General features: G+C 73.1%; 10 protein-coding genes and 1 tRNA gene. 7 read left to right on the forward strand and 4 right to left on the reverse strand.

Annotated features, from left to right (window positions below; translation table 11 throughout):
• On the forward strand, window positions 1-305 hold a 305-nt coding region (locus tag ACR2FV_RS16690; protein WP_434016831.1), incomplete at its 5' end, for a tyrosine-type recombinase/integrase.
• Window positions 306-320: 15 nt separating this feature from the next.
• On the opposite strand, the gene ACR2FV_RS16695 is transcribed toward ACR2FV_RS16690, so the two are convergent.
• A tRNA-Arg gene (locus tag ACR2FV_RS16695) sits at window positions 321-393 on the reverse strand.
• Window positions 394-645: 252 nt separating this feature from the next.
• Between ACR2FV_RS16695 and ACR2FV_RS16700 the strand changes: the two genes are divergently transcribed.
• The 5 genes from ACR2FV_RS16700 to ACR2FV_RS16720 all read left to right on the forward strand — a co-directional run bounded on the left by ACR2FV_RS16700 (window position 646) and on the right by ACR2FV_RS16720 (window position 7487).
• Complete coding sequence (locus ACR2FV_RS16700; protein ID WP_434016832.1) at window positions 646-1917, forward strand: MFS transporter; 1272 nt, start codon at window positions 646-648, stop codon at window positions 1915-1917.
• Window positions 1914-5489, forward strand: coding sequence for a hypothetical protein (locus tag ACR2FV_RS16705; protein ID WP_434016833.1), 3576 nt, complete (start codon window positions 1914-1916; stop codon window positions 5487-5489). Before ACR2FV_RS16700 ends, ACR2FV_RS16705 begins: the two co-directional genes overlap by 4 nt.
• Window positions 5486-5704: a hypothetical protein gene (locus ACR2FV_RS16710; RefSeq protein WP_434016834.1), complete on the forward strand. Its 219-nt coding sequence runs from the start codon at window positions 5486-5488 to the stop codon at window positions 5702-5704. The genes ACR2FV_RS16705 and ACR2FV_RS16710 overlap by 4 nt, the downstream gene beginning before the upstream one ends.
• Before the next feature lie 275 nt (window positions 5705-5979).
• Complete coding sequence (locus ACR2FV_RS16715; RefSeq protein WP_434016835.1) at window positions 5980-6168, forward strand: hypothetical protein; 189 nt, start codon at window positions 5980-5982, stop codon at window positions 6166-6168.
• A 74-nt stretch (window positions 6169-6242) separates the two neighbouring features.
• Window positions 6243-7487, forward strand: a complete 1245-nt coding sequence (locus ACR2FV_RS16720; RefSeq protein WP_434016836.1) for an acyl-CoA dehydrogenase family protein — start codon at window positions 6243-6245, stop codon at window positions 7485-7487.
• 38 nt (window positions 7488-7525) lie between these two features.
• Here the strand turns inward: ACR2FV_RS16720 and mscL are convergent, their stop codons facing one another.
• The 3 genes from mscL to ACR2FV_RS16735 all read right to left on the reverse strand — a co-directional run bounded on the left by mscL (window position 7526) and on the right by ACR2FV_RS16735 (window position 9405).
• A complete protein-coding gene (gene mscL / locus ACR2FV_RS16725; RefSeq protein ID WP_434016837.1) occupies window positions 7526-7930 on the reverse strand; it encodes a large conductance mechanosensitive channel protein MscL in 405 nt (134 codons plus the stop codon).
• Window positions 7931-8078: 148 nt separating this feature from the next.
• Window positions 8079-8756 (reverse strand): SAF domain-containing protein, encoded by a 678-nt coding sequence (locus ACR2FV_RS16730; RefSeq protein ID WP_434016838.1) that lies wholly within the window; start codon window positions 8754-8756, stop codon window positions 8079-8081.
• A 145-nt stretch (window positions 8757-8901) separates the two neighbouring features.
• The gene (locus ACR2FV_RS16735; protein WP_434016839.1) at window positions 8902-9405 is read right to left on the reverse strand and encodes an FmdB family zinc ribbon protein; all 504 of its coding nucleotides are present in this window, start codon (window positions 9403-9405) and stop codon (window positions 8902-8904) included.
• A 114-nt stretch (window positions 9406-9519) separates the two neighbouring features.
• On the opposite strand from ACR2FV_RS16735, the gene ACR2FV_RS16740 reads away from it, so the two are divergent.
• Window positions 9520-10489 (forward strand): penicillin acylase family protein (locus ACR2FV_RS16740; protein ID WP_434016840.1); only part of this gene is annotated, 970 nt, incomplete at its 3' end.

A 10489-nucleotide genomic window follows, 5' to 3' on the forward strand; every position in this document is an offset into this window, starting at 1 on the left:
ACATGAGGCGAGACTGGTTCGACGCTGCCGCGGTGACGGCGGGCGTCCCTGGGCTCACCCCGCACGAGCTGCGGCACACGGCGGCGAGTCTGGCGGTGTCGGCCGGGGCGTCTGTGCTGGGGGTGCAGCGGATGCTCGGGCATGACAAGGCGAGCACCACGCTGGACGTGCACTCAGACCTGTTTGACGCGGATCTCGACGCGGTGGCCGACCGGCTGGCGGACACCCGCTCGCGGATTCTTGCGGACTCACTGCGGACTAACACCCTGGTTGATCGATCCACGGGTGTCGACCTAGGCCGCTGACCTGCAGTTTTGCTGTGCCCTCGGCGCGATTCGAACGCGCGACACCCGCTTTAGGAGAGCGGTGCTCTATCCCCTGAGCTACGAGGGCGGGGATGGTCAGCAGGCAAGGCTAGCAATGGGCCATGAGCAGCCCCAGGTGAGGACGGCCCCAGGCCTCCGCGAGTCCGCGTGCGTTGGGTGACATTGGGCACCGTCTGCAACGCCCCGCGCGGAGAGTCCGGTGCACATGGTGACATTGGGCACCATCTGCACGGTCCGCGCTCGTGGCCGCCTGGAAGGCGTCCACCGCACCGATTCGACTCCTCCCGGGGTCCCGCGCCGCCTCTGCCATAGTGCAGGAGTGAGCATCGACCGCCTGCCCACGGCGAACGAGATCCCGGCGATCCAGGAACGCACGGTGCGCCTGCTCATGGCCAGCCAGACCATGGGCGGCATCGGCGTGGCCATCGGCATCGCCGTCGCGGCGATCATCGCCGCGCAGATCAGCGGCAGCGACGCCCTGTCCGGGCTGGCCACCACCGCGCAGGTCCTCGGGGGTGCCCTGTTGACCATCCCCATCGCCGCGCTGATGGCCACCCGCGGGCGCCGCGTCGGCCTCAGCACGGCCTACCTGCTCGGCACGCTCGGTGCGGGCTGCGCCATCGTGGCCACGGCAACCGCCACGTTCTGGCTGCTGCTGGTCGGCACCTTCCTGTTCGGTGCCGCCACCACGGCCAACGCGCAGGCCCGGTATGCCGCGGTCGACCTGGCCGAGCCGAGTCACCGGGGGCGTCAGCTGAGTCTGGTCGTGTGGGCCACCACGATCGGCTCGGTGCTCGGCCCCAACCTGCTCGGGCCGGCCGCGGACCTTAGCCGGCTGCTCGGCCTGCCCCCGCTGGCCGGGGCGTGGGTGATCAGCTCGGCCGGCTTCCTTGTCGCGTTCGCGCTGCTCACCGCATACCTGCGCCCCGACCCGCTGCTCACCGCGCGGGCGCTGGCCGCGATGGACACCCCCGCCGACCCCGCAGGTCCGCGCCGCTCGTTCCGGCACGGCCTGGGCGTGCTCCGGCGCACTCCCGAGGCGCTGGCGGGCACGGTGGCCATCGCCGGTGGCCACGTCGTGATGGTCTCGATCATGGTGATGACCCCGCTGCACATGACGCACGGTGACGCCGAGGTCGAGGTGATCGGCTTCGTGATCTCCATGCACATCCTGGGGATGTACGGCCTGAGCCCGGTGGCCGGCGCCCTCACCGACCGCTGGGGCTCGCCGCGGGTCGTGCTGCTGGGCGTGGCCCTGCTGCTGCTGGCCTGCCTGTTGGCGGGGCTCTCGGTCGCCGGGTTCTCCTGGGGCCTGACCGCCGGGCTGACGCTGCTCGGCCTGGGCTGGTCCTGCACCATGGTCGCCGGGTCCGCCCAGCTCGCCGGCGCCGTGCCGGTCAGCGACCGCTCCGCCGTCCAGGGGGCCGCCGACGTGCTGATGGGGCTGTCCGCGGCGACCGGGGGAGCCCTGGCCGGAGTCGTCGTCGACACCCTCGGCTACGGCTGGCTGTGTGCCCTGGCCGCGCTCGTCGCCGTCGCCCTCGGGTCGACTGCGCTACGACGTCTGCGAGTAGTTAGCCTGACCGCGTGAACCCTTCCGCCGACGCTCCGCGCTCACGCGTCGACGTGGTCCGGGACGCCCAGCAGCGCTGGCGGCACGACCTGACCGAGCTCGGCGGCCGCAACCCGCTGCTGTGGCACCGTGAGCTGCCGCTGGGCACCTTCGACCTGACCGTGGCCCACCCTGGGGGAGTGGCCAAGCTGCTGGCCGGCGTGCCCACCCGGCTCTCAGAGCTCGTCCGCGAGCAGGTCGCCTTCGAGGTTGCCCGCCGACGGCTGGGGGCCATCCGGGACAAGACGGTCGAGATCCGCCGGGAGCACGGGCTGACTACGGGCTTCATCGCGGTCGGCCTGGCCACCTGGTCGCTGCACCGGGCCAAGATCCTGCCCCGGGCCCCCGTGCTGCTGCGCCGCTGCAGCATCCACCCGGTCGACGCCACACACCGCGACTACGTCCTCGAGCTGGACCGCGACGTCGTCTTCAACCCCGTCCTGGCGCACTACCTGCGCGGCGAGGCCGGCATCGAGCTCGACCCCGTGGAGCTGGCCGAGATGGCTCACGAGGGGGGTGGCTTCGACCCCCGCGAGACCTACGAGGAGCTGGAGTGGCTCTGCGAGGACATCGACGGCTTCAGCATCGGTCCCAACACCGTGGTCAGCACCTTCCCGTGGGCCAAGCTGCCGCTGGTCGCGCACCTGTCGGGGGACCCGGCGGGGCTGACCCGGCACGACCTGGTCGCCGCCCTGGCCGGGCACGAGGCACGGCCACGCACCCTGGAGCCCGACCCCGTCCGCGCCGACGACCTCAGCCACGAGCTGGCGGTGCTCGACGCCGACCACGATGAGCGGCTGGTGATCGACGAGGTCGCCCGCGGGGGCAGCCTGGTCCTGGACACTCCCGCCGGCACCGGCACCACCCAGACTGTGGCCAACATCGGCGCCGGCGCCGTCGCTCAGGGCCACACCGTGCTCGTGGTCAGCGAGGAGCGACCGGCGATCGACGCGCTGCGCCGCCGGCTGGCGCACGTCGGGCTCGACGACATCGTGCTCGACCTGGCCGAGGACCCCCGCCGGGCCCGCCGGGCGATCGAGGAGCTGACCGCCCAGCTCAACACCGCGTTGCGCACCCCCGAGCCCGACGTCGCGCAGGACCCGCTGCCCGCCTGGCGTGCCGCCCAGCAGGTGCTCGCCGACCACGAGGCCAGACTGCATACCGAGCACGAGCCCTGGGGTCAGTCGCTGGCCCAGACCCAGGCCGCCCTGGCCCGGCTCGGCCGGCTGCGCACCCCACCGCTGTCGCACGTGCGGCTGGACCCCCCGGTCCTGCGACAGCTCACCCCGCACCGGCTCGCCGAGCTCGTGGAGGTGCTCACCGAGGCCGCCGAGCTCGGGGTCTGGGAGCGGGGACGGGCCGAGGACCCGTGGTATGCCGCCGAGCTCGCCGACGACGGTGCGGCCGTCCGCGCCCGCGAGGTGGTCGCCGGACTGGTCGGCGGTGAGCTGGCCGAGGCGCGGGCGCAGTTCGACCAGGTATGCCGCGCCGCCGGCCTGCCCGAGCCGGTCAACCTCATCCAGTGGCGCGACCGGCTCGACCTGATGGGGCGCGTCGAGCAGACCTGCGACATCTTCCGGACCCAGATCTTTGAGGCCCCGTTGGACGACATGGTCGCGGCGACCCGGGCCAAGGGGGAGTCCGCCGAGCGGCCCGGGGCGATGGTCCGCAGCCGGCTGCGCCGCCAGGTGCGGGCCCTGCTGCGCCCCGGTCCGCCCCCGCAGGACCTCGCGGCCCGGGTGCAGGTCGCCCGCGACGAGCGCACCGAGTGGGAGGCGCTCGCGGGTCGGGCTGCCCGACCGACGACGCCGCCGGACTTCGACCGGGCCCAGGACCGCTTCGCCTCGGTGCACGAGGATCTGGCCTGGCTCAGTGCGGTGCTGGCGCCCACCCCGCTGGGCCACGACCTGTTGACCACGCACCTGGACCTGCTGCACGAGCGACTCGTGCGCCTGGACGCCCGCGCCGACCGGCTGCCGGTCACCGCCCGGGCGCACGGCATGATGCAGCCGCTGCGCGAGGCGGGCCTGGGACCGCTGGTCGACGACCTCGCCAAGCGGGGGGTCGCGGCGCGCGACGTGGGCCCCGAGGTGGAGATGGTCCACCACGCATCGGTCCACGACCACCTCACCGGGCCGGACGCGCCGGCCGGGACAGCCAGCACCGCCGCGGAGCTCGACGAGGCGACCCGGGCCCTGCGCCGGTCCGACCGCGCCCACCTGCGCCGCAACACCGCGCGGGTGCTGCGTACCCGGCACCGCCGGGTCCGGCGTGCCGTCGCGGCCCACCCCGGTCAGGTGGCGGCGCTGCGCGAGGCGGCCGCCACGGGTCAGCACGACCTGCGCACGGTGCTGACCCGTACCGCCGATGTGGTGCTGGCGCTGCGGCCGCTGCTGGTCGGCAGTCCGCTCGTCGTGCCGGCGACCTTGCCGGAGCGGCTGCGCGTGCAGCTCGTGGTGGTCGAGCACGCCGGCCGCACCCGGACGGCGCACTGCGTCGCGGCGATCGAGCGGGGGACCCAGACGCTGATCTGCGGGGACCGGCACCAGGCTCGCCCCGCCGCCTTCACCTGGGCGGTGGAGGACGACGGCGCGACCGGAGAGGACGTCGCGCGGCCACCGCTGCCGTCGCTGCTCGAGGAGGCCTCGCTCGTGCTGCCGGTGCGCACCTTCGGCACCCACTACCGCGCCCTGGACCAGCGACTGGTCACTCCCCTGGGTCACCTCGCCGACTCGCCGCCGCAGGGCTATCCCGGTGTGCTGCGCAGCCCGCGGGCCACGCTGAGCGTGCTCCCCGATGCCCAGCAGCTGGTGAGCCGGGCCCTGGAAACGGTGCTGGCACACCTGCAGCGCCGGCCCGGTCAGTCGATCCTCGTGCTGGCGGACCGTCCCCAGGTGCAGGCCGCGTTCGGGCACGCCTGGCACCGGGCGCTGGTCGAGCGCCGGGCCGACCCGGCGACGGTGCCCGAGGTCGGCCCGGAGCCCTTCTCGCTGTTGGGCACGGACCACTGGGCCGGTGAGGTGCGCGACCACGTCGTGTGGCTGACCGCCCTCGGCCGCGAGCTCCCCCTGCATCGGCCCGTCACCATGCTCGCAGCCGTGCGTCGGAGCCTGACCGTGCTCAGCGCGGAGCCGCTGTCGGCGGCGACCGGGGCGCCGGCCGGCAGGGTGGTGCAGGAGATGCTCCGGTCCACGGCCGAGGCGGGCGGCGACGCTGCCGTGCCGGAGCTGCTCGCCGACCTTGCCGAGCGGCTGCGCGGCGAGGGGTTGGTGGTGCACACCCCCGTCGGTGGCGGGCAGTATGTCGTGCCGCTGGGGATCGAGGACCCGGCCCGGCCCGGTCGGCTGCTGGTCGCCGTCGACAGTGACCTGGAGCCACTGACCCAGCCGCCGGGGCGCGACCGGTTCCGGGTGCGCCCCGAGCAGCTGACCAGACTCGGCTGGACGCACACGCGCGTGCACGCCGGCGAGCTGTTCCGTGACCCCGCCCGTGAGGTCTCCCGCCTGCTCTCCCTGGTCCGGGACGTGTCGGCCCGCCCCGCCGGTCGATGACTCCCGCTCGCGGGCGCGACGCGCAGAAGCCCGACCCTGGGCGGGGAACGCGACGACACCGCCGCGTCGACGCCGCGGCGACGGACGGCATACCGGAGTCGGCCCGCACCGACCGGATCGGGGACGTCGCGGCGGATCGAGAGGCCGACCGTGAGGACGCAGAGCAGCGGGGTGAGCAGTGGTGGCGCGCGCAGCGTCCGCCGCACTGGGAGTGAGCCGCATGCCGATCAGCGCTGCTCGGTGATGATCGCGTGAGCTCTCCACTCGCCGCACGGATTGCGGCCGGAACCCGTGGAGGGTTAACTTACAACGCAATCAGACTCCGGACCGTGGGTCTGATCTCGGCCGGTCGCATGCGACCAGTAGAGGTGGCGGCTGTGCGGGTATCCCATTCGCAGACGTCGCTGCGCTCAAAACCGAGTGGGCGGTTGCCGGTCCCGGCGCGCACCGGTCGTGGACCGGACGACATCGCCACCGGGGACCGTCGGCCATGAGCACGGGGTCTGCGGGCCGGTTCCCCCATGCCTTGTCGGTGTGGGGTGTGATCGGGGTGTTGGACACCATCGCCGTCCTTGCCCTGTTCATGGTGCAGGCGGTCTGGGCCATGGTCTCGCTCGTGGTCGCCGTCCTGCTGCTGACGGCGCTGGCCGAGCAGCTCACGCCGCGCAGCTCCTCGTGACGACGTCGTGGGGTCGCGGCCAGAGTCTGGGGGGACACTGTTCGGCGGGGGAGTGGGACTGAGAGAATCCGATGATGGACAACCCACCTGAGAGCGACCTTCGAGCAGAGTCAGCCGAGCTCGGCGCGCAGCTGGCCCGGTCGCGCGGCACCGACTTCTACGGTCTGGACGAGCTGCTCAGCGAGCCCGAGCGGGCGCTGCGCGACCGGGTCCGCGAGATCTGCGACGCGCAGATCGCCCCGATCGCCGGCGACTACTGGGAGCATGCAAACCTCGACCCCCGGATGGTGCAGGTCTACCGTGACCTGGGGGTCGCCGGTGGGAGCATCGACGGATACGGCTGCCCGGGCATCTCGGTGCTCGCCGAGGGGATGATCACCCTGGAGCTGGCCCGCTCCGACGGATCCCTGGCGACCTTCGGCGGGGTCCACTCCGGGCTGGCGATGACCAGCGTGCACCTGCTGGGCTCTCCTGAGCAGCGTGAGCGGTGGCTGCCGCCGATGGCCCGGATGGAGCGGTGGGGGGCGGTGGCCCTCACTGAGCCCGAGCACGGCTCCGACGTGGTCAGCATGGACACCGTGGCGCGCCGCGACGGTGACGGGTGGACCCTGCACGGAGCGAAACGGTGGATCGGCAACGGCAGTGTGGCCGACGTGGTGGTCGTCTGGGCCCGCGACGACGACGGCAACGTCGGGGGCTTCGTCGTCGACCACGCCGACGGGGCCGAGCAGCCGGTCCCGGGCTGGCGGGCCGAGGTCATCGAGGGCAAGATCGCCAACCGCGGCCTGCTGCAGGCGCACATCACCCTGGACGGCGTGCGGGTGCCCGCCGACGCCCGCCTGGCCGGCGCGCGGACCTTCTCCGACACCAACAGGGTGCTGGCCAGGTCCCGCCAGGGCGTGGCGTGGGAGGCCACCGGTCACGCCGTCGCCGCCTACGAGGCCGCGCTGACCTACGCCCTGCACCGCCAGCAGTTCGGGCGCCCGCTGGCCCGCTTCCAGCTCATCCAGGACAAGCTGTCGCACATGCTCACCGACATCACCGGTATGCAGCTCATGTGCGTCCGGATGGCGCAGCTGGAGCAGCGGGGCGAGTGCAGCATCGAGCACGCAGCGATGGCCAAGATGCACTGTGCGGCCACGGCACGCCGGGTCTGCGCCACCGCCCGCGACGTCCTCGGCGGCAACGGCATCCTGCTCAGCCACCACGTCGCCCGGCACTTCGCGGACATGGAGGCCACCTACACCTACGAGGGGACGGACACTGTGCAGTCCCTGCTCATCGGGCGCGCCGCCACCGGCTACAGCGCCTTTGCCTGACGCGGCCCCCCAGGCGTCGATGGGTGCTGCGGGCGCGGTCAGGGCCGGTTGTCCCGTGCGGCCAGCAGGTCGCGGATCTCGCGCACCACGATGACGTCCTCGGTCGGGGCCTCGGGCTCCTCCTCTTCACCGGCCGCCCGCAGCTCGGAGAGCTTGTTCAGCGGCAGCACGAAGACGAAGTAGACCACGGCGGCGGTGATCACGAACACGATGGCGGCATTGATCATCGCGCCGAGGTCGATGAGGGTGGCGGCGTTGCCCGACGCGCCGAGCTGGAAGCCCAATCTGTCGACCTGGGCGCCGCCGAGCCGGGCCAGGATCGGACTGATCAGTGAGGTCACCACCGTGTCCACGACGGCGACGAAGGCACTGCCGATGACGACGGCGACGGCCAGGTCGACGATGTTGCCACGCAGCACGAACTCTTTGAAGCCCTGGAGCATGAGGAGATCCTTCGCAGATGGGGGAGCCGGTGGCGCGCAGCCGTGGACGATGACGACGGGGAGACGTCGGGCGTGAAGATAGCCGATCGATGGGCCGGCAACCAACGGCGCTCCGCCCGAGTCGGCGGCTCGACACCGACGGGCGTGCTCACCCCGGGTCGGCGGTCCGCGTCGGATGCAGCACCAGGGTGACCCCGCCGGTCATCTCGGCACCACTGCTCCGGGCCAGCGCCGCCGCCTGCACAGAGCTCACGGCCACGAACACGCCCGAGGTGTCGCCCGCGTCCGTGGCCACGACGGGGACGTCGGCGGCCAGCGTGGTGCCGTCGAGCAGCGCCAGCACATCGACCCGCGTGCCCGGGCCGACCGCCGCGGCCAGCGCTGCGTCGACGAGCGAGACATGGGCCACGACGACATCCGGCCCCAGCCCGTCGGCCAGCGACCCCGCCGCGAGATCCTGGTCGGTGAGCACCGCGCGGCTGCGCAACGGACCACCGGACACCCGGCCGATCACCGCCGCAGGATCCTCGAGGGCGCCGCCGGGCACCACTCGCTCGGGCACCCGCACGACCTGCACGTCGGCGGCCTCCAGCACCGTGCCAACCGGCACGTCTGCCGCCGCCACCAGCACCGGCACACCCGTCTCCGGCGGTGCCGGCCGCAGGGCGGTGACCACGAGCCAGACCGCGACGGCTGCGCTCAGGGCAGCCAGCACCCGGCGCGCCTGACCACGTCGCCAGACCGCACGTCGGCTGCCGCGACTCCTGCGGGAGAGTGCGGAGCCGCCGGGCCACCGGTGCTGCGCGCGAGGCGGTGTCGTGGGCACTCCCGGAGCCTAGGTACCGCCGGGATGCCGTGGCCGCGGGCTCATGCCGCCTGTGGACGAGCAGGCGCAGGTGCGGGTGATGTGGACGAACGGGCGAGAGTGCGGGTGTCGGCGGAGCAGGCGCAGATGCGAGGCGTGTGGACGGTCAGGCGCCGCTGCGGGCGGGTGCGGACGACTGGCGCGACCCCGTGCCGTTCGATCCCGACGATCCCGCGGCGGCACGGTTCTTGGCGCCGGAATCCTTGGCCGAGCCGCTGTTGCCCGACGGGCCCGTGCCACCCGACTCCTTGCCCGACGAGCCCGTGCCACCCGACTCCTTGCCCGACGACCCCGTGCCGGACGACTGCTTGCCACCCGACTCACTGCCACCGGACTCCTTGTCGGCGGAGTCCTTGGAGGTGCCGTCCTTGCCCGAGGAGTCCTTGCCCGCGCCACCGGCTGCAGCGGGCTCCTTGCCCGCCCCGTTGGCGGAGCTGCGTGAGTCGTTGCGGTAGAAGCCGGAGCCCTTGAAGACCACGCCGACCGAGCTGTAGATCTTGCGCAGCCGCCCGCCGCAGTGGGGGCATTCGGTCAGCGAGTCGTCGGTGAAGGCCTGCTGGATGTCGAAGCGGTGCTCGCAGTCCCGGCCCGCGTAGGAGTAGGTAGGCACAGCTAGGCAGTCTAAGCCGCGTGGCAGCATGCTCTCGCACCGCGCACAGACCCGTTCGGCGGCGGTCCGCGTGGGTCCCCCACCGCCACCAGGGCGGTGACATACGCTCGAGCCGTGCCCAGCCTGCTCCGACGCATCCTCGTGCCCCTGGCGGCGGTGCTGGTCGTCGTCCTGGTGGCTGCCGTGGTGCTGGGCGTGGGGCTGTCCCGGCGCAGCTTCCCGCAGACCGAGGGTGAGATCGCGGTGGCCGCGCTGGACGGCGACGTCGAGGTGATCCGCGACGAGCTCGGCATCGCCCACATCTACGCCGACACCCCCGAGGACCTCTTCCGCGGACAGGGGTATGTCGCGGCGCAGGACCGGTTCTTCCAGATGGACCTGCGCCGGCACATCAGCGCAGGTCGTCTCTCCGAGCTGGTGGGGCAGGAGGGCCTGGACACCGACCGGGTCGTGCGCACCATGGGCTGGCGCCGCGTCGCACAGGAGGAGCTGTCCATGCTCGACCCGTCGGCCCGCCGCTACCTGCAGGCCTACAGCGCCGGGGTCAACGCGTACCTGCGGGACAACCCCTCGCCCTCGCAGGTCTCCCTGGAGTATGTCGTGCTCTCCCAGAGCGTGCCGGACTACCAGATCGAGTCCTGGGACGAGGTCGACTCCCTGGCCTGGCTCAAGGGGGTGGCCTGGGACCTGCGCGGCAACTACACCGACGAGCTGGCCCGGGCCCGTCTGGCCGGAGAGGTGTCCCTGGCCCAGCTGAACACCCTCTACCCCGACTACCCCTACGACCTGCACGCCCCCATCCTGTCGCCCGACGAATGGGCCCCGCCCTCGACCAGCACCGGCACCGGGCAGAGCCGCGGCGGCACCGCCGGTGACCAGGGGAGCTCGACGGAGGCCCCGGAGCCGGAGCCCGCTCCACCGCCGCGTGGTGCTCCGGCCGACCCGCGTCCCCCCGCCCTGGACGAGACGACATACGGCAACACTCTCGCCGCCCTGGACGCCATCCCCGACCTGGCCGCGAACGGCGACGGGGTGGGCTCCAACTCCTGGGTCGTCTCCGGGGAGCACACCGAGTCGGGCAAGC

Origin of the sequence: Ornithinimicrobium sp. (assembly GCF_051004135.1) — a bacterium.
GTDB lineage: Bacteria > Actinomycetota > Actinomycetes > Actinomycetales > Dermatophilaceae > Ornithinicoccus.

Coding starts and splice junctions, on each gene's coding strand:
- ACR2FV_RS16710 (WP_434016834.1), top strand. CDS start 5,486: ATGACTCCCGCTCGCGGGCGCGACGCGCAGAAGCCCGACCCTGGGCGG.
- ACR2FV_RS16715 (WP_434016835.1), top strand. CDS start 5,980: ATGAGCACGGGGTCTGCGGGCCGGTTCCCCCATGCCTTGTCGGTGTGG.
- ACR2FV_RS16720 (WP_434016836.1), top strand. CDS start 6,243: ATGGACAACCCACCTGAGAGCGACCTTCGAGCAGAGTCAGCCGAGCTC.
- mscL (WP_434016837.1), bottom strand. CDS start 7,930: ATGCTCCAGGGCTTCAAAGAGTTCGTGCTGCGTGGCAACATCGTCGAC.